Here is a 19,006-nt window from a genome sequence, read left to right as displayed (position 1 = left end):
CCACAGCACCAAGCTGAACGGTCGGAAGGGTTATGCGTCGTAGTCTGAAACCGCATTTTGCGCGCAGGGGATTGGAATCCACTGCCAACCCAACGCGCCTTCCTACCGTCTACTTTGGTGCTTACCATCAGCACGTAACTGCTACCATATATAGTTAAAGGCCAGTGACATTCGCTTGAAATGATAAGACTTTCAACTCTGATAATCAACAGCTGCTATCGGGATTACAGCAGCCACTTGAAGCCGCGCAGTCTTGCGATTTGGTTGTTTGTCGACGAAACGATACGGATTTGGCGGTTCGCTCTCACTTTCTTCCATGGAGCGAGACGAACCGATTATCGACGAGCACGACTTCGCGCGCACCTACGACGGAGGTGCGTACGCAGATCCGTGGGATACGGTCGAAGAGTACCAAGATGTCATGCGGTACGCCTCGAAGCACCCCCAGAAAGGCTCTCAAGCCGTTGCGACCGCGACGGATACACCACGATCCCGAATTCGAACGTGGATCGACGATGGCGGTGCACCTGATGTCGTCCGTGGGCTCGAAGCGGCTCGAGAGTATGGCTGGCTCGAGGCCGGTTACTGTGATCCAGAGTTCACGGGTTTAAACGCGCTCGTCGCGAACGTCTTTTCTGGTGGATCGATTAGCCAGCGGGACTACCGGCCGTCGTTCGCGCTCAATCACCGCGGTGAAGATTCGAACGTCATCGATGCGCTTGAGCTGACTGGTATCGACTACCGGTTCGTTCATACCGACGATAGCGACCGCGCGGATGAGGTTCGGCCTACGGAGAATTCGACAGTGCTCGGCCGAATACTTGTGACGCTTGGGGCACCGGTCGGACCAAAGGCGCAGCAAGACCTGTCGCTGCCGACGTATCTAGACGACGCTCCAGAAGACGTTCGTGAGACGTTCGTCTACTGCTATCTCGAAAATCGGGCGAGCAAGCGCGACGGCCGAAACACAATTGGATTCCGCGAGCAGCGATCAGACTCCTATCTCAGATCGCTGGCCGAACTAATCGAATCCGTCGCAGACGGCCCGGTCACGATATCGGAAAAGAACATTCACATCTCCCTCGAGGCTACCGAAAACCTCGGAACAGTCCTCTGACTATCTATCGGAACCGGCTTTCGACCGATGTCAAGTATTGATACCCAATTCTATGCACCTCGCGCGGCCGTCGCCTACGGGAGATTTGAGAACCCGGTTCCACGGTGCTGGCTCATGCGTCGATCTCTTCGACGAGTTCGAGCGACCACTGGCCGTCGTCGACGTGGCGGATGTGGATGTGGTGTTCGCCGTCGATCTCGCCGTCCTCGTCGAGCAGTCCCTCGAGACGGAGGTCGTCTTTCGGGAGAGTGACGCCGGCAGAGTTCTGGTCTAACTTCCGGAGTTTGTTCAGCGCCATACGCCGAAGCGGGCAACCCGCCTTGGTATAAGCTTTGCTGAAACTAGGTTTTGCTGACCTTTTCGGCGAGTAGGGACATCCAGCCATGCGTTGCACTATGGCAACGGTACTAGACTTCACAACCGGAAGCGGTAACGGAACTAACGAGGTGGATCTCGTGGACGTAGCGGCGCTGATGCTGCTGCCGATCACGGCGTCGATGATCTTCGGGATCTTCACCATGCAAATTAACGTGTTCGGTGGGTACGACTTTACCGCGCCAATCTGGACGGTCGGCGGCGCGTCGATCTCCGCGGCACTGCTCATCACGTTGTTCGCGGACTTCTGGATTCTCGGGACGAACGTCCTGAACGACCAGACGAAACACGAACAAAATGAGCTAATCGCTATCGGGCTCGCGCTGGCTGCTCCGCTGCTGTACGTGTTCGTCCCGGCGTTCGCGTCACTGGTGCAGGCGGATATCCTCCGCCTCGCGCTGCTCATGTACGTGTCGGGCGCGGCGGTGTACGTCTCGTACGAGAGCTAACGGAGGTAAGTGACATGAATGTCAGATTTTTCGGCGCTTCAGGCGGTAAGGCGTACAGATACGGGATTCTCGGCTACTGCCACGGGGCGTCCGGGTTGACCGTGACTCTCGCGGCGATCTCGACAGCGGGGGTGATCTGATGGCGGCCCATCGGCCCATAGCCCACCGCGCGTTCTCGGTCCTACTCGTCGCGCTGCTGCTCGGCTCGGTCGTCGCTCCGATCGCGGCCTCGAGCCCGGCGGCGGCTCAGGATTCGGACTCGTGCTATGATGAGGCGGCGTATCTGCTGTCTACCTGCGTTGCTGGCGATATAGAGACGACGAGCTATGACGGCGACCCGGCAGCGACACAGACGACGCTGCACGGGATGGCTGTCTCAGAATGGGAGTCTGAGCAGTCGATTCGGACTGTTCTGCGGAATTACGCGGAAGACACTCCGACAATCGCCTCGCTCGAGGGCCGCAACGCGATCGCGACCGCCTACGAGCAGGGGAACACGACGACTGAAGCCGACGACATGGCTCGGTCGGAGATTCAAGACTACTATTCGCAAAAGCAGGTGAACGCGCTCGAGACCTACAGTAAGCAACAGGCGCAACTCGCCCATATCGGGAACATCACGAACGAGCCAGATGTTCACAAATCGTTCGTGTATAACCCTGTAGACCCGAATTGGGGCGGCGATGCTGACACGCCGTACCTAACCGGCGACCTGGTAAACCACACCTACACGCTCGCTAACGGCACGACGCACCAGTATCAGGCTGCCAAGTGGGAAGTGTACGTGACCCAGTTCGCAGACGGTTCGACTACGAACAGCGGGAGTCACATTCACTGGTACAGCATTCCCATCGGCCTGAACATGGACGGCGACGATTATGCTTTCTCGCTGAACGGACCGACGAGCAAGAACATCCGTGTCACGAATCAGATCAACGTCCGCAACAGCTACGAGGGGACCAGTTACGACACGGCGAATGGCCTGCCCGGTCAGAAGGTGAGCGACCCTCAGGCGTGGAATGAGACGGTAATCGAGTGGTCTAACCAGTCTCAGACGATGATCTCGAATTACCAGAACATCGCCTCGGATCTGTACACCGAGATGGACGCTGGGCGGCTCGAGCCGAACGAACTACGCGGCGCTGAGGGTATGGTCCGCTACCTCTCCGGCGACAGTAACGCGACTGAGGGAGACTATCGGACGGCTCTGGCGTACACGCTTGATACCTCAAATCCGAATCTGACGGAAACCTCTACGATGAAGGTCCATATCGACGGATACACGGGGATCACGTGGAACGAAAGCACGACCGACGGTGCATCCCGCGAGCCGATTCCGACGAATCCCGTTAACAAGACGATAGAGGGTCTGCTGTTCACGGACGGCGTGGATAGCGTCTCGGTGAGCCAGACGTACACGACGAACGCGACGGACTCGAAGTCGTTCTACGTCATAGATGAGAACGGGACTCAGACGACGCTGATAGACGGGAATCTGACGGTCGAGGCGATCTACGATTCCAGCGGGAACGAGGTAAAGAACGCTACCTACACCGATCCGAAGTACGACAGCTACAACGCGAGTGATTTCATCTCGTACTTGAACAAGAGTGAGGAAGTCCGCGCGGCGCTCCTCTCGGATGGATCGGACAGCGGCGGCGTGACGATCGGTGATCTGTTCGGCGGCAATCCGGCAATCGGGCTGGTAGTCGTCGGCGCGGTCGTCGCGCTGTTCGTCGCTGGGAAGGCCTCGAACTGAATTACCATGAAACGATTTTTTGTGTTGCTGGCGGTGGTAGTCCTGAGCCTTGGGCTTATGGGCTCGGTGGCGGCTCAGGACGGGAACGTGACAGCAAACGAGACGGACAGGCTACCCGCCCCGATCGGGCCGATAATCGAGAACGTCGAACCGGAAGACGCGCCGGATTCCTACGTCGAGACGGTCAGGACGTGGGTGGAGAATCACCGGCTCGAGGAACTCCCGCCGGTCCAACGAGAGAAGGTCCGAACGTGGCTCGAGGAGGCGCGGCCGCAGCTACCCGAGCGGTCCGGCGGCAATCGGGGCGACGGCGAGGGCCAGCTGGGCAACGCGACGAAAGTCGATCTAGCGAAAGCCGACACGCTCGAGAAGAACGAGACGATTCGATTCAGCGATTCGGCGCGTATCTTGGGCTGGGAGTTTTCCGAGGGCCGGGTGCGCGTGGCGATTCAGACGGACGTTTCTACGTCGGTGACGGTCGCGGACGCGCTGGCCGGGCTCGAGGAAGAAGGCGCGGTTCACGTCCCGAAGACAACGCAGGACCTCGAGAGCGGCGTTCACATCGTCACGCTTCCGGTCCAAGAGGTACAGCAGGGATACGGCGCGGCGGTGACGGTCAACGGCGCGACGGTGCGGCTCTCGACCGGCATGATGACCGGACAGAACCCGCTTCGGTACTTCGGTGGGACGAGCGGCCTGCTGTCGGGGATGATTCTCGCGGTCGCTATGTCCGGTGCAGCGGCCGCGTTCGTCGTCTGGCGGGAAGACAAAGGAGTGATCAAAGCATGAAATTCGGGAACTGGAAGGACCGATTCGCGTACGTGGTCGCAGAAGCTCAGATACTGGTACTCGGTGTACTGTTCAGCATCGGCGCGGCGCTGTTCGTGTTCCGACCGTCGATTCCCCAGGTGCCGCCAGTAGTCGTCGGCATGATGGCCGCCACGATGCTGTTCGGCCCAGCGCTGTTCGGATTCTTCGTTTGGCTGGTCAAACAGCTACGAACCCGGAATATGGTCGAAGTTCACCACATCAACGGCGTGACGGACACTCGAGAGAAATACTACGTTGCGCCGGAAATCTGGAGCGAGAAGACCGTCGAGGGACCGTCCCCGTACCGCTGCAACGATGAAGAGGCGTTCGAGGTGCGGGAGTTCGAGTATCTAAGCGACATCGACGAACTGCGGGTTCGCGGGTGTTACATGAGCCAACTCGCCGACTCGAAACTCGTCACGGTGAAGGCCATGCTCGAGGACGTGCACGGCGACCTCGTCGACGCCTTCCTGGAGTACAATCGACTCCGTGGCCGCATCTCGAAGATGGGGCTCCAGATCCAGGGAGACGTGATCAACGAGGAAGCGGAAGCCGACGAGCGTGGGCTGATGAACCCGCGAACGGCGGTGAAGGACCGCTTCGACGCGGCGAAGAAAGATGCTGAGAACGCCAATGACGACGTGGTCAAAGACGTGACCGAGCACGTTGAGGACTACGCCGACAGTCACGGTATCGACACCGTCAGTGGCCCGCCAGCGACCGCTGAGCAGGCCGCAACAGATGGAGGGACTGACCGATGAGCGACGAGCAGGACAACTACACGGTCGGCGGCTTTCGCGAGTATCAGGACGACAACCACGAGCGTGACCCCAACGAGGTGCTCCCGCATTCGGGGTTCGTTCGCGACGAACAGATCGATCGTCAGCTCGCCGTCCGAGCGATCCACCACGATCCCGATCGCTGGGAGTCAAAGCCCGCTGCGGACTACCTCTCTGTGCAAAAGAACCGAGACATCCTCAAAGCCGAGGGCGGCCATACGGCGCGCCAGGCGCTCGAGAATGGCGACACGGTCACACTGAAACACTACATCGGTGACCCGAGCCAGCAGGCCGACCTTGCGGGTATCAAGGCCGTAACGCGCTTACAGGAGATCGTCGCGGGTCCCGCGCCCGTGATCGTCATTCTTGGCGAGATGGGTGCCGGGAAGTCGGACTTCGCTGGCCTCCTAGGACAGCTCCGCGAGCGGTGGGTCGACGGCGATCTCCTCGTTGGCTCGAACATCCGCACGCTCGATCGCAACGACGACTGGGTTCGTGACGACGGCACCGTTGAGGACGGCTGGATTCCCCACTATCCCCTGCTCGAGGAATGGGTTGCCCAAGACGGCAACCCTGTCGAGAACGCCCAACGCCCAAAGCTGTTCGTCGGAGACGAGTTCTCGAGCGCGGCCAGCGGGACCGGCGAGAACGGCCACCTCGTACGGAAGCTAATGGGGCCGCTTGTATTCAAGATCCGCAAGTACGGCGGTGCGCTGATCTACATTGGACACGACGAATCGTCGATCCATCCGATGCTGTGGCGCGTCGGCACAATTATCAAGAAAGTCAGTAAGAAGCGCGCGGTCGTCGCCGACCGCGTCTCCGGCGGGAAACTCGTCGACGTCGATCCTCGTCCGCTCGAGGGTATCCCACCAACTGACTGGTCGATGGCGACCGAGGAAGCGTCGGATTGGTCGTGGACCGCGCCCGACGGCGAAGAGGTCGACGAGGACGCCCTCGAGAAAGACGACGTAAAGCAGGTGGCGATGTGGACGATCAAGACCTGCGTCGACGAGGGCATGACGCCGAATCAGGCATCGACGTTCGTCCCGTTCAGCAACACGACGGTCTACAACTGGTTGGAGGATTACAACGAGGGCGACCGCGAGAAGCGCGAATGGGTTGAAAGCGTCGAGCAGGTGATCGCATGACTGCGGCCGGATTCCAACCTTCAAACTTCCACCTACCCCCCTTTAGAACGGTTGCAGCCCACCGCTCACCGCGCGCTCTCCCTGACGGGAGCAGCGCGACCGATGGGCGCGCGGTACGGGTCCGGCGGAGGAGTATATATAGTGGCGCGCGACGCGCGTGGTCCGCGTGAATCGCTCGAAGCGAGCGAATCATTTCGGGACAGCCGTCGAGAAACGGATGGCCGAGAAGCGCCGGTTCGATCTCGAGCGGGCCAGCTGGCACGACGCGAGATTCGGGAACGGGACGCCCGTTGAGATTAAGAGCACGATGCACGAGCACGCGGACGGCCAGCCCGGGAACTGGAAGGTCTATCGAGAATACCACGAAACGCTTCGGCGGCACGACGGCTGGTATTGCTTCGTCGTCTACCGCCCGCATGGGCGGTCGGGTTGTACGATCCTCAATGACAAAATGGTACGTTCATGCGATCTCCCGTTGTTGCGCTGGCACGGTGGCGGCGATCACCGGGGAACCCAGCAGGCGAAGATATCGATTGACTCGGTTTTCTAATAGCAGTCTCTCTCTTCTTGACCCTCGAATTGCAGGCAGCTTAGCCCCGTCGACGATCTTAGCTATCCACTTGTCTGCGAAGGTTGACTATTAGCCATTTGCTCTCGGACCGCACTTGCGAATGGTTGTCCAAGTCGCTTCGTGACCGTGTACTCGTCGTCGATGGCTGAGCCTTGCAGTTTGAGTTTGCTCTTCCGTATTCCGCGGTCAAACTGAATACTTGTAATCTCGTCTAGTTGGTAGTCTTCGCTCTTGGAGCGCACCATCCCTGATTTGAGCCGTATGATCCGGTTGTCAGTAAGAACGAGTTTTGGATTGTGTTTCGAGCGAATCCGCCCGCTCTTTATGTCGATTGCCTGTACGAACGTTTCATCGTCGAACATCTGTGACTTCACACGCTTCCGGTACCGTCGAGGGAGGTCACTTAGGCCTGAGTACTGTTCGTAGGTGACCATACTGATCCGCTCACGAGATGTGTTACCATATAACTCCCTAGCCGTTAGTCCTCAGAAATTTATTGCATATCGTCAGACTCCCTCTCAGTATGGTTCCGTCCCGTACTCAATCTCTATAGGAAAATGAACTAATCCGTGTCGACAGTAATCTCGGACTCCACGTTGAACGTCACTGCTCGCGTCGAGAGCGTCTCGGCGATCTCCTGGCGCTGCTCGAGCGTAAGATCGTCGCGCTCGAGGACACGGCGAGCGGCCTGGACGAATGTCGGAACGTCGTCGCAGGCATTCACCACGGCCTTCGTGTTGTTGCAGTCGTAGAAGTCAGCTGCACGCTCGATCGCGTCTCGTCGATACGCATAGTCGCCATCGGTTCTGATTCGCATGCTCGTACACACGACCCCCAAAATCCTAGTTTTTTCGACTCACTGAATGGCCCATTTCGGCCCGAAATCGGCGGAACATGTCGGTCAATTGGAGAGGAATACCGATTCGAGTGATGGGCCGACTCGAGATCTGCACACGACGAGTCGCGGTTCGTGTGCATATTCGGGAATTGGATTCTGTCGGTGTGCAACCCCAGGGGAAGGTATCTGCTAATGTGGAATCTGAATTAGAGCCACTCACCAGTATATCGCAATCGGATTTATAATGGTCGCCGGGCCGTCAATTATGAAATCGTCAGGGTCTATTTCTGGGATAATTGACGCTGTATCGCTATCTTCGGCACTTTCTTCTAATTTCTGCATTAGCTTTCCAATTATTTCTATCCTCAGATCCATCACCTCTTCATTCGTAGAAACAGAACTAAGAACTCTAAATATCTCTAATAAGTCCCATACTTCATTTTCCGGCACTTGTTCTTGGACACGGCCTAGAATTGTATATTGATTCGCAGTATTGAATTCTTGTTGTGGATCAATCCAGGTGTCTTTTTCATTTATCACTAACCCAAATCTATCAGAAGTATCCTCAGGAACAACTTTCATTCCAACTCTTCCATTATATACAAGGTCAATCACATTCTCAAATTCTCCTTTATCAGACTGGCTCTCTAAAAGGGATGTGAAAAATGAATTTCCGGTAGGGATGCTACTTGTTGCAGTCATGAAAAGCTGTACTGCATTTGCTAAAGGATACAACGGATCTGTCCGACATTCGCCAGATATCTTAACCAAATCGCCAGTTTGAATTCCGCTTACATCAGCGCCTTCGTTTATATCATAAACATCTATGTCTTCGCTATTTTCGAGAGCCTCGATTAATATACTGAACCTATATTGATCAGTGATGTTCTTGTCTACCTCCGATAATCCTCTTTCTCCCTTTCGATCCGTTGAAGTGGCTGATAAACCGAATTTAAGGAGTGAGGGGAGGTCTATTCCACCATCCACACTGCTCGAAACCTCCTTTTCTTCGTGTTCCTCAGCAACCTGGCTTATTGCTTGAGGGACAGCCATATACATAGAGGCAAAGAGGCTGTTCACGGCGACTTTATCAAGATATATGAATTCCCTCACTTCTGTGTCAGATATATTTGTAGTGGTCATATTTTATCTAATACATTGTACACATATATTGGTGGCGGTGATCGGACGTATCGACTATCTTCTCCCTCGATTAGAGAACCAAATGAGAAAAGACAGGACCACTACTACTCCAGTAGGGACACCCAGGATTATCGAGATGGTCATCCTATTCGCTAGTTTGAGCGCTGTATTGTGAAACGGGCCAGGGAAAGAACTAGCATCGATGACACTGTTCAGAACAAGAATCCCCATATATGCAACGATGACAGCAATGGTGAATATGATTAGACGTGTAGATAGTTCGGCCCCGTTTCGTCCCATTACTCGCCAATTCCTACGGTACCCCTTAAATCGTGTTAAGTCATGGCAGTTAGATCAACATCTTATCGCGAAATGAGAATCAGAGACCCCTGTTTCATGTGCTTCAACTGGAAATCTCTGTACAGAGGTGGGGATGGGGCGCTGTAATTTTTTAGCGCTGTCGCCTTGGCGACACCCGCCAAGGGGCGGTTCGCGCGCAGCGCGAATCCGACCCGAAGGCGTCGCGGGGCGGTCGTGGCGATCGCCGCGGCTACCCCCTGCTGGAATACAACCTCAGTTGTGAAAATCAGCCGCTGATGAAAGTGTGGTTGCGCAAACGAAATAGGGGGGTAGTGTTGCCACTATCCAGGCCGGTTCAGCGATCGGCAACAGCGCCGACGAATCCGGTTTCAGTCCCTCCGCCAGGAGTCTGCCAGGTCAGCTCGACGCCGCGGAGGACCGTCGGATCGTTCCCCGACTTCGACCACTTCTCGAGGGCCTCTGCGGCGATCGTCTGGACGTTCTCGAAGCTATCGGACTTCAGCCGTGAGAGTATCGTGTCGATCCGCATCCGCCGGGGCTCGCCCTGGTCGTCGAACGAGAGGTTGGCGCCGTTCTTCGCGAGCCATTCCTGGAAGGGCGACGACTCGGCGACGTGATCGGCCAGGCCCATCAGGTGCTGCATCCGATCGGCGTAGCTCTCGATCGCGTACTCGGCCGACTCGACGAGCGCCCGGAGTTCCTCGCGGTACTTCCGGGCCCGGAACGATACGTCGCCCTGGTCGAGCTCGAGGACTTCGCCGAGATCGTTGATCGCTCGGTAGATCGTCGCGGGATGTTTCCCCAGCTGGTCGGCGAGTCCGTCAACAGTCGACCCGCCGTCGGTCGCGACCGTCTCGGTCACGTCGCGGGCAGTCTCGCCCATATCCCGCAGCGTCGTCATCAAGAGGTGGTCCGTCTTCGCCTCGAGGCGCGGCGTCGGATCTTCGTAGAGTTCGACCTGATCGTCACGGGCGACGGCGTCGAAGTGATCGTCAGCGATGTAGACGCCGTTTCCATCGGGTCCGAGCGGAATGTCTTCCCAGTGGAGCGCGTTCAACAGCGTCTCCTCGATCTGCTCGGTCACCTCGTGGCGATCGGCCCACGCCCATGCCTCGCCGTCGTTCATCGACTTGTTCACCAAGACCTCCACCTTCGGATGGTACGACGGGTGATTCTTCGACACCGCGTCCGGGTCCTTCAGCTGGTAGATCTCGAACTTCCGCCCGTAGGTGTGCCCCGGCAGCAACTCGCCAGCCGATGTCGGATTCAAGAACAGCCGGTTCTGGTGGTTGACGATCTCCCGGTTATCGATGTGTAGCTCGGCCTTCACGCCCTCGAGGTCGGAGAGATAGTGTGCGACCTTCTGGAACACGCCGGCCGACGAGAGCTTTTCCGCCCACTCACGTCGGATCCGAACGTACCGCTCATACGCCCACATTCGACTCGCCTCGTGCGGATCGGCCCGGAAGTACTCCGGATGGACTCGCTCGCCGGCGTGGTCGAACACGGCCGCGAAGAACTCCGGCATGAGCTCGAGGCCGCGGTCGGGCTCGATATTACTCGTGTGGAACTCGACGTCGACGCCGTCGACTTCGCCGACCTGATTCTCCCAGGGGAGTTGCAACCGCTCACCGCTCTCCCAGTGACGCATGTTCGGGAACCGCGGTGAGAGATTGAACGAGGCTTTCCGCTCGCCGCGCCCACGGCCCACGATATCCCACTCGTAGAGCCGTTCAGCGTTGATTCCGTCCGACAGTCGCGGGGCGAATCCGGACTTACTGTAGCGCACCTCCAGGTGCCAGGGCTCGCCGTCGACTTCGATGTCCAGTTCAAGGTAACCCTCGAACGGAGGACCGAGCATCACCGACGACAGCGCGTCGTACGGTCCGCGGCCCCAATCGGGCCACTTCCAGCGGCCCTCGATCTCGTGCGGTGTCGTCTCGACCTGCGACACCGCTACTCACCTCGATCGCGCTCGCGTTCCTGCTCGCTCTCGAGCAATCCGGTGAGGATGGCGACGGGGTTCCACCACGTCGCGCTCTGACAGCCGTAGCAGACGTGCTTGAACGACGTGCAGTCGCCCGCCTCGAGGTCAGCCGGATCGGCCTGCGGGTGCTGATCCATCTCCTCGAGGCTCGCACGCTTGACGCGCGTCCGCCCACAGCCCACGCAGATCGCGTCGACGGAAACGCCGAATTGTCCGGCTGCCGAACTCGCTAACTCGGCCTCGAGGTCACGGCCGTCTCGATTAGCATGACCGGTAACCCTCGAACTTTCGAGTTCCGACACTCGAGGACTCATAGCGGCCCCTCCCGCGCGTCGCGAACCGCACGCGTACAGTCCGGACAAAGCCGTCGAAGCGCATCGACGCGGTCACCGCATCGCTCGCACTCGTCAGACTCGACGAGGCGGCTCATTACGGATCACCGTCTTCCTGACCCGTGTCACGAGGAATTATTCTGGAGTAGTAATATCGGAGGGTACAGCCGCTATTGTCCCCTTTATCTGGTCCTGCTGTAGAGTAGACAGTGGACTTCGGGGACCACAACTTGGCACCACAATCACCACCTACCGATTGCGTCCTCTGAGTTCGTATAGTGGAGGAGACCGCTATCAGACGGTCATCTCCACTCTGGCCGTTCGTATACTCCTCAAGCGTGCTTGAGGAGCGGTTGCCGTTGGGCTGGGCCTCTCTACTTTCGAGCGCCCGCTGAACGTCCGAGTCAGTCGCTTGATGGGCCGGATGGGCGATGAGCGTCCGACTCTCGACATCGTACAGCCGACTCGCTGGAACGAACTCGTCACGCATCGGCCTCACCGCCATGGCGTCCGGGCGACGTTTCCGGATCGGGGACCGGTACGTCAACGCCGGCAGCGGAGCCGCGGCTCAGTCGCGCGTAGGTATCGCAGTCGCCACAGCGGTGGGCCCGATCGTCGTCGTCACCGAAGACACGACGGAACTGGTCGGTGACGTGGGTACCACAATGGAGACAGGTAGGCTGTGATACCTGTCTCAAGAATGAGGTACTCATGCCGACCACCCCCGATTTCCTTCGCGAAAATCACCGGACAGCGCCGACCCGGATTCGACATCGTTAGTCCCTCGATTCTCGGAGGGGGTTTGTACGAACCCGTGATCAGTGCATAATTCTGCATCAGCCGTGAGACTGGCGACTAATCGGACAATTCGAAACGTGACAAGAGTCGAATGGACTCGTCGGGATTTGAACCCGAGGCCTCTTCCTTGCGAAGGAAGCGATCTACCACTGATCTACGAGCCCTCGCACGTTCCTACCCGCGGTCTCTATTTGAGGCTTGTGTTTCGGGAGCGGAACGAGACACCGAACCACGGTCGACGCTCGAGCCACTCGCCCCGACACGGCCCCGAGGAGAGTCCCGTCAGTCGGTAGTTCGAGCGCTAGCCGACGGTGAGTCGACCGCGAGAATTCGAGTCCGCCCTGCGAGGAGACCCACCAGCAGGCCGGTGAAGTGGGCGACCAGCGCGATGCCCGGCGAGGCGGTTGCGAGGGTGAGTGCAACCGCGAGTCCGACGAACACGAGAACCGAGAGCCAGCGCGGGACGTCGACGAACGACGCGAGTCCGGCCGAGAGCCGGTTCGACGCGACGAGATAGCCAAGGAGCGCGAAGACGGCACCGCTGGCACCGAGAACGCCGGGTGTCGGTGCGACGGGAACGAACGGTATCGCTGCAAGGAGTCCGGTGAGCACGATCTGGGAAACGCCGGCGATCGCACCGGTCACCGCGAAGAAGGCGTGAAACTGCCCCCGTGTCGTCGCTCGCGCCACCGGCCAGCCGAAGACGACCAGCGCGAGGCTGTTCGAAACGAGGTGGCCGAGTCCGCTGTGTGCGTAGACGCTCGTAACGACCGTCCACGGGTTCGCCGCGAGCGGCGGCGCGAGGACGAACAATCCGCCCATCACGCCGACAAGCGCAGTGAGCCACTGTACGATCGCGACGAGGACGAAGACGACGAGCAACTCGAGAACGGGACCGATCGAACCGGGCTCGGACTCCTCGGCTCGATCGGGGCCGGACCGCAAGTACAGTTCCGACTGGGATCGTGACCGCGGGCGCCTCGCCATACACACTGTTGGGCGGCAAGGGACAAAAGCCCGGTGCGGACCGGCGAGGTGGAGAAGACGTCGATCAGTGTCCGTGACGACAGCGCGACCGCTATCGGACCGAGTATGCGGCCACAAAAACGGAAAACTCGCACTCGAGTCGCGATCGACCGGTCCTCAGTCTTCGAGGACGATCTCGATCGAGACGTCGTTCGGCACCTGAATGCGCATGAGCTGTCGGAGTGCGCGTTCGTCGGCGTCCAGGTCGATCAGGCGCTTGTGGACGCGCATCTCCCAGTGCTCCCACGTGGCGGTGCCCTCGCCGTCAGGCGACTTCCGGGTCGGCACCTCGAGGGTCTTCGTCGGCAGCGGGATCGGACCGCTCAGGTTGACGCCGGTGTTGTTCGCAATCTCGCGGACGTCGTCGCAGATGTCGTCCAAGTCGTCTGGACTCGTGCCCGCGAGTCGAACGCGTGCCTGCTGCATTTATTTCTCGTGGACTTCGAGGACCTTGCCGGCGGCGATGGTCTGACCCATGTCGCGGATGGCGAAGCTCCCGAGTTCGGGAATCTCGCTGGACGGCTCGATGCTGAGGGGCTTTTGCGGTCGGATGGTGACCACAGCAGCGTCGCCCGACTGGATGAAGTCGGGGTTCTCCTCGGCGACCTCGCCGCTCGAGGGGTCCATCTTCTTGTCGATGGACTCGATCGTACAGGCGACCTGCGCCGTGTGGGCGTGGAAGACCGGGGTGTAGCCGGCCGTGATCACGGACGGGTGCTGCATGACGACGACCTGTGCCTGGAACGTCTCGGCGACGCTCGGCGGGTCGTCGGCGGGGCCACAGACGTCACCGCGGCGGATGTCGTCCTTACCGATGCCACGGACGTTGAATCCGACGTTGTCACCGGGTTCGGCCTTGGGCACCTCTTCGTGGTGCATCTCGATCGTCTTGACCTCGCCGCCCACGTCGCTGGGCTGGAAGGAGACGTCGTCGCCGGTGTTCATGATACCGGTCTCGATCCGTCCGACGGGGACGGTACCGATACCGGAGATCGTGTAGACGTCCTGGATGGGGAGTCGGAGCGGCGCGTCCGTCGGCGGCTCCGGCTCGGGCAGGTCGTTGAGGGCCTCGAGCAGGATCTCGCCGTCGTACCACGACGTGTTGTCCGAGCGCTCGGCGATGTTGTCGCCCTCGAACGCCGAGATCGGGATGAACGAAGCGTCGTCCGTGTTGAACTGGACCTGCTTGAGCAGCTGCGTGACTTCTTCGACGACCTCGTTGTACGTCGACTCCTCGTAGTCGACGATGTCCATCTTGTTGATGCCGACGATGAGTTCGTCGATACCGAGGGTACGAGCCAGGAAGACGTGCTCCTGGGTCTGGGGCGCGACACCGTCGTCAGCGGCGACGACGAGGACGGCGTTGTCCGCCTGAGATGCGCCCGTGATCATGTTCTTCACGAAGTCGCGGTGGCCGGGACAGTCGACGATGGTGAAGTCGTACTCGTCGGTCGAGAACTCCTGGTGGGCGATGTCGATGGTGACACCACGCTCTCGCTCCTCGGCGAGGTTGTCCATGACGTAGGCGAACTCGAAGCCGCCTTTGCCTTTCTCCTCGGCTTCCTCGCGGTGCTGTTCGATGACGTGCTCGGGTACGCTCCCCGTCTCGTAGAGGAGTCGTCCCACGAGCGTACTCTTCCCGTGGTCAACGTGACCGATGATGGCCAGGTTCTGGTGTTGGTCGCTCATTGTTGTAGCTCACGCGCAGAGGCGCTTATATCGGTCTCTTTGGCTCGTTGCGGTTAAAACCATTTCGAAAGCGTATTCAGCCGAACCCGCCGCCGTCTTGCGGTTTGGCTAGCATTCACACGCCAGGGAACGTTCGGTCGACGGATATCCAATCGCGGAAGACCGGTGTGAATCGCCTGTCGTCGCTCGAGTACGAACCGATTACTCGACGCGTCCGTCCGTGGACCGTCGACGAGCGATCGCGACGAAACCGGGAAGAGAAACAGCGATTCGGGACCGAGGTCCCGCTCTACAGCGGCGGCAGTCGGCCGACGTCGGACAGCACCGCGGTCGCCGTCTCGGGGCCGCCGGCACCGCGGCCGCTCGAGTGCAGCGAGCCGGCGTTGCGCGTCTCGATCTGGACGATGTTTCGGGTGCCGGTCACCGCGAGCGCGCCGTTTTCGGGAACGAGCCGCGGCCCGACGCGGACGCCGTCGCGGGTCGCCTCGCCGATGAGCCGGATCGTCCGGCCGTCTTCGGCGGCGAGATCGAGGGCGCTGCCGGGAATGTTCCGAATGCCCTCGACCGTCGCGTCCTCGAGCGCGAAGCCGCCGTCGGCGAGCACGTTCGCGAGGATGACGAACTTCAGGGCGGCGTCGGTGCCGTCGACGTCGAAGGTCGGATCGGCCTCGGCGACGCCCAGATCCTGGGCCTCCGCGAGGACGTGCTCGTAGTCGAGCCCTTCGGCGGCCATCCGCGTGAGGATGAAGTTCGCAGTGCCGTTCAGGACGCCTCGAACCGCGGTGACGGCCTGCGGCGTCGAATCCTCGATCGTCGAGAGGATCGGAATCGCGCCGCCGACGGTCGCCTCGAACCGGATCGAACCGGCGCTCTCGTCCTCGAGCGCGCGGAGTTCCTCGTAGCGCTCGGCGACCGGTCCCTTGTTCGCGAGGACGACGTGACGATCGGCCTCGAGCGCGCGCTGGACGTGCGAGAAGCCGGGCTCGGCATCGCCGAGCGTCGTTGGCGTCGCCTCGACCAGTACGTCGTACTCGGTCTCGAAGACGGCCTCGGGATCGGCGCTCCCCAGCAGGCCGTCGCCGACCTTGCGCTCGAGGGCGTCGGCGACTGCGATGCCGTCCGAGTCGATCACGGCGCTGCTCGAGTCGGCGAGCGCGACGACCTCGTGACCGTACTCGCCGGCGAGGTCGGCGACCGATCGACCGACGTCGCCCGCGCCGAGGATAGCGAGATCCATCAGGCCTCACCTCCGAGCAGGGGTTCGACGACGGTCAGTTCCTTGTCGGTGCCGATCGAGCGGATGGCCGCGAGCGCCTCCTCCGAGCGCCCGGAGTCGATTGCGAGGCGAGCGCGGGCGCTCGCGACGCCTTCGGTTCCGTCGGGCGCGGCGAGCGAGAGATCCTGAACGACGGCGTCGGCTTCGTCCTCGATCCGCGAGAGGGTGTTCGAGAGGTCGGTCTCGACGAGGTGGCCGACCAGAACGACGTTGATCTCCTCGCCGTAGTGCTCAGCCCCGGCCTGGATGACGTTGACGCCGGCGTCGCGCAGCGCCTGGACGATGTCGTCGAACCGGTCTGGGGGACATTCGAGGTCGACCTCGACGGGGATGTGCCCGCGAGGCGTGATGTTGCCGCGTTCGTGATGGATGCTCAGCAGATTGCCGCCGCTGTCGGCGATGGGGGCGAGCGCGCGGAGCAACTCGCCGGGTTCGTCGACGAGTTCGAGCCGGACGGTGTAGGCCCGGACGCCGCCGTCGGTCTCGGCGTCGGGGTCGTCCTCGTCGTCGGGCTCGGGTCCGTCACCCATCGCCGACACCTCCTGCCTGCGGGCAGCTACTCGTCATGATGTACGGTTCCGTAATGGGTGCGTAAAAGGATATAGGACTTCCCAAAACTCTCCGCCCGTGTCAACGGTGTGCACGCCCTCGGCGACGGCAGTTATATCGCGTCGCTGGCCGTTCAGAGGTGGTCTTTCCCCGGGTTCGACGAGCCCCAGTCGCCGCGGCCGCCCTCGGTCCGGTCGACGCCCATGATCGACTCGGGCTGGTCGGGACCGCCGAGACTGTCTCTCGCGTCGGGCACGCGCACGGTGACCTCGTCGATCTCGGGCCAGGTGATGAGTTCGGCCTCGATGTTTCCCGTCGTCACGTCGCTGACCGAACAGCCCTTGCAGCCGCCGCCGAGTTCGATGACGACCTCGCCGGTCTCGGGATCGGCCGACCGCACCGCGCTGGTCCCCCCGTGCATCTGGATGATCGGCATCTCGCGGGCCAGCCACGCCTCGACGCGCTCTCGCAGCGACGGGTCGTCGTCGGAGTCAGTCATTGGTACCCATAGACCCTCGAGCGGTGAATAAGTTGGGTCGCGCGGCCGAAATCCGTCGAATTAATCCTGAACGTTTCCGCCGCGGCGGCGCAGCCACTCGAGCGCGAGTGCGCCGCCCGCGAGTCCCGCGACGCCGGTGAAGCCGGGGATCGAATCGCCGCCCGCGTCGCTTCCGTTCCCGGATCCGTTTCCGGAATCGCCGCCGGTCGCGTTCGTCTCGTTGCCGGCCGGGAGCCAGTCGAGATCCCGAAGCGACGGCGGATCGGCCTGCTCGCCGGTCTCGGCCGGGAAGGTGTAGAGCGCCCCCTCGAGCGACGTGTTCGGAATCGCCTCCGTACTGGATGCGACGAAGCACTCGCCGGGCGCTGCGACGCGGGCCGTCCAGAACCCCGTCTCGGCGGGGTCGCGCCACCACGCGAGCTGTTTCGGGGCGGCCGGATCGGAGACTTCGTGGATCTTCACGCCCGCGCGATACCACGCCGAGTAGAGCCGCCCGTCGCGGAGTTCGAAATTGTGCGAGGTCGTCCACAGCCCGCCGCGGTAGGTCTCGTCGACCGTCCGCGGGGCATCGATCGAGCCCCGGTGGACCGGTTCGGTGGGGTCGCTCACGTCGTAGAGGTCGATGCCGCCCGGCCGATCGGGTTCGGTCCCGCCGGTCGCCCAGGCCTCGCGGCCGACCGCCATGAGGTCGCCCGTGTCGTCGACCGCCGCGTAGTGGTCGTTGCCCGGCAGGCCGTAGACGGCCTCGCGCCAGTCGGTGATCGACCGCTGTTCCTCGAGCGAGGTGTTCCGAACGTGGGAGATGTAGGTCGGATCGGCCGGATCGCTCACGTCGATCAGGTAGGTGCCGGGATTCCAGTGCGGAAGATAGGCGATATCGTCCTGCACGTAGACGTCGTGGAGGTAACGAGCGAGCATTCCGATCTCGCCCCAGCGGGGCTCGCGATCGAGCAGTGACCAGTATCCCAACTGGGTGATCTCGTCGCCGCCGACGTCGAAGATCACGAGCGGGTTCGCGTCCTGTTCGTTCGCGACGACGAACAGCAGGTCACCCTCGAGATAGCAGTTGTGGATGTGGTAGCTCGTTTCGAACTCACCGGTCGGGACGGGATTCGCTGGGTCGCTCACGTCGTATAGGCGAAATCCCTTGATCTCGAAGTTCGGATTCGCCGGGCCGACGACGGCCAGCCGGTCGCCGTCGACGGCCACATCGAGGAGTTGGGTCAGGGGCTCGCCGGCGATCTCGAGGTTGCGTTCCTCGGCGAGGAGCGTCGGCTCGGCGGGGTCGCTCACGTCGACGGTCGCGAAGCCGGTCGTGGCGGCGACGTACGCGGTTTTGCCGTCGTCGCCGACGACGGCCTCCGCAGCGCCGGTGACGGGGAGCCGCCCGAGCGGTTCGTACCCGCCCTGTTGGCCGGTAGTGGTGGCACGCGATCGAGAGGCAACGACCGGACCGGAAGCGGCTGCGATGCCGGCAGCGCCGCCCGCTCGAAGGAACGCTCTCCGCTTCATGAGTGGATGCAACGAGCGCAGACAC

Annotated in this window: 20 protein-coding genes and 1 tRNA gene; 7 read left to right on the top strand and 14 right to left on the bottom strand. The window is 60.9% G+C overall.

All coding sequences use genetic code 11. From position 1 onward, the window contains the following. The first annotated feature begins 316 nt into the window (after positions 1 to 316). Positions 317 to 1,117, top strand: a complete 801-nt coding sequence (locus tag NDO75_RS09870) for a hypothetical protein (RefSeq protein ID WP_310906002.1) — start codon at positions 317 to 319, stop codon at positions 1,115 to 1,117. A 112-nt stretch (positions 1,118 to 1,229) separates the two neighbouring features. Here NDO75_RS09870 and NDO75_RS09865 read toward each other — a convergent pair whose 3' ends face one another. Further along, positions 1,230 to 1,415 (bottom strand): hypothetical protein, encoded by a 186-nt coding sequence (locus tag NDO75_RS09865; protein ID WP_310906001.1) that lies wholly within the window; start codon positions 1,413 to 1,415, stop codon positions 1,230 to 1,232. Between the two features lie 97 nt (positions 1,416 to 1,512). Between NDO75_RS09865 and NDO75_RS09860 the strand changes: the two genes are divergently transcribed. The 6 genes from NDO75_RS09860 to NDO75_RS09835 all read left to right on the top strand — a co-directional run bounded on the left by NDO75_RS09860 (position 1,513) and on the right by NDO75_RS09835 (position 6,990). Next, positions 1,513 to 1,941: a hypothetical protein gene (locus NDO75_RS09860; RefSeq protein WP_310905999.1), complete on the top strand. Its 429-nt coding sequence runs from the start codon at positions 1,513 to 1,515 to the stop codon at positions 1,939 to 1,941. Between the two features lie 139 nt (positions 1,942 to 2,080). Continuing rightward, on the top strand, positions 2,081 to 3,700 hold the full coding sequence (locus tag NDO75_RS09855; RefSeq protein ID WP_310905997.1) for a hypothetical protein: 1,620 nt from the start codon (positions 2,081 to 2,083) through the stop codon (positions 3,698 to 3,700). Positions 3,701 to 3,787: 87 nt separating this feature from the next. After that, positions 3,788 to 4,489: a hypothetical protein gene (locus NDO75_RS09850; protein ID WP_310905995.1), complete on the top strand. Its 702-nt coding sequence runs from the start codon at positions 3,788 to 3,790 to the stop codon at positions 4,487 to 4,489. Beyond that, on the top strand, positions 4,486 to 5,271 hold the full coding sequence (locus NDO75_RS09845; RefSeq protein WP_310905993.1) for a hypothetical protein: 786 nt from the start codon (positions 4,486 to 4,488) through the stop codon (positions 5,269 to 5,271). The genes NDO75_RS09850 and NDO75_RS09845 overlap by 4 nt, the downstream gene beginning before the upstream one ends. After that, positions 5,268 to 6,440, top strand: a complete 1,173-nt coding sequence (locus NDO75_RS09840; protein WP_310905992.1) for a hypothetical protein — start codon at positions 5,268 to 5,270, stop codon at positions 6,438 to 6,440. The genes NDO75_RS09845 and NDO75_RS09840 overlap by 4 nt, the downstream gene beginning before the upstream one ends. Positions 6,441 to 6,606: 166 nt before the next feature. Then, on the top strand, positions 6,607 to 6,990 hold the full coding sequence (locus NDO75_RS09835) for a hypothetical protein (protein WP_310905991.1): 384 nt from the start codon (positions 6,607 to 6,609) through the stop codon (positions 6,988 to 6,990). Between the two features lie 583 nt (positions 6,991 to 7,573). Here NDO75_RS09835 and NDO75_RS09830 read toward each other — a convergent pair. The 13 genes from NDO75_RS09830 to NDO75_RS09770 all read right to left on the bottom strand — a co-directional run bounded on the left by NDO75_RS09830 (position 7,574) and on the right by NDO75_RS09770 (position 18,981). Beyond that, a complete protein-coding gene (locus NDO75_RS09830) occupies positions 7,574 to 7,828 on the bottom strand; it encodes a hypothetical protein (protein ID WP_310905989.1) in 255 nt (84 codons plus the stop codon). 237 nt (positions 7,829 to 8,065) lie between these two features. Further along, positions 8,066 to 8,992: a hypothetical protein gene (locus tag NDO75_RS09825; protein ID WP_310905988.1), complete on the bottom strand. Its 927-nt coding sequence runs from the start codon at positions 8,990 to 8,992 to the stop codon at positions 8,066 to 8,068. 655 nt (positions 8,993 to 9,647) lie between these two features. After that, positions 9,648 to 11,267, bottom strand: a complete 1,620-nt coding sequence (locus NDO75_RS09820; RefSeq protein ID WP_310905987.1) for a DNA-binding protein — start codon at positions 11,265 to 11,267, stop codon at positions 9,648 to 9,650. Positions 11,268 to 11,269: 2 nt separating this feature from the next. Next, positions 11,270 to 11,614 (bottom strand): hypothetical protein, encoded by a 345-nt coding sequence (locus tag NDO75_RS09815; protein WP_310905986.1) that lies wholly within the window; start codon positions 11,612 to 11,614, stop codon positions 11,270 to 11,272. Between the two features lie 500 nt (positions 11,615 to 12,114). Further along, on the bottom strand, positions 12,115 to 12,345 hold the full coding sequence (locus NDO75_RS09810) for a hypothetical protein (protein WP_310905984.1): 231 nt from the start codon (positions 12,343 to 12,345) through the stop codon (positions 12,115 to 12,117). 177 nt (positions 12,346 to 12,522) lie between these two features. After that, positions 12,523 to 12,594: transfer RNA gene (locus NDO75_RS09805), tRNA-Ala, on the bottom strand. 118 nt (positions 12,595 to 12,712) lie between these two features. After that, entirely contained in the window at positions 12,713 to 13,417 is a 705-nt protein-coding gene (locus tag NDO75_RS09800) for a rhomboid family intramembrane serine protease (protein WP_310905982.1), read from the bottom strand. A gap of 156 nt (positions 13,418 to 13,573) precedes the next feature. After that, positions 13,574 to 13,882, bottom strand: a complete 309-nt coding sequence (gene rpsJ / locus NDO75_RS09795; protein ID WP_004215311.1) for a 30S ribosomal protein S10 — start codon at positions 13,880 to 13,882, stop codon at positions 13,574 to 13,576. Further along, complete coding sequence (gene tuf / locus NDO75_RS09790) at positions 13,883 to 15,145, bottom strand: translation elongation factor EF-1 subunit alpha (protein WP_310905980.1); 1,263 nt, start codon at positions 15,143 to 15,145, stop codon at positions 13,883 to 13,885. 289 nt (positions 15,146 to 15,434) lie between these two features. Next, positions 15,435 to 16,382: a homoserine dehydrogenase gene (locus tag NDO75_RS09785; protein WP_310905979.1), complete on the bottom strand. Its 948-nt coding sequence runs from the start codon at positions 16,380 to 16,382 to the stop codon at positions 15,435 to 15,437. After that, positions 16,382 to 16,951, bottom strand: coding sequence for an amino acid-binding protein (locus tag NDO75_RS09780; RefSeq protein ID WP_310905978.1), 570 nt, complete (start codon positions 16,949 to 16,951; stop codon positions 16,382 to 16,384). The genes NDO75_RS09785 and NDO75_RS09780 overlap by 1 nt, the downstream gene beginning before the upstream one ends. 152 nt (positions 16,952 to 17,103) lie before the next feature. Continuing rightward, a complete protein-coding gene (locus tag NDO75_RS09775) occupies positions 17,104 to 17,469 on the bottom strand; it encodes a NifU family protein (RefSeq protein ID WP_310905977.1) in 366 nt (121 codons plus the stop codon). Positions 17,470 to 17,529: 60 nt separating this feature from the next. Further along, complete coding sequence (locus NDO75_RS09770) at positions 17,530 to 18,981, bottom strand: hypothetical protein (protein WP_310905976.1); 1,452 nt, start codon at positions 18,979 to 18,981, stop codon at positions 17,530 to 17,532. Positions 18,982 to 19,006 lie beyond the last annotated feature (25 nt).

The sequence above is a fragment of the Natrinema sp. 1APR25-10V2 genome, from assembly GCF_031626495.1.
Lineage (GTDB): Archaea > Halobacteriota > Halobacteria > Halobacteriales > Natrialbaceae > Natrinema.
This window is presented reverse-complemented; position numbering and strand designations above follow the sequence as displayed.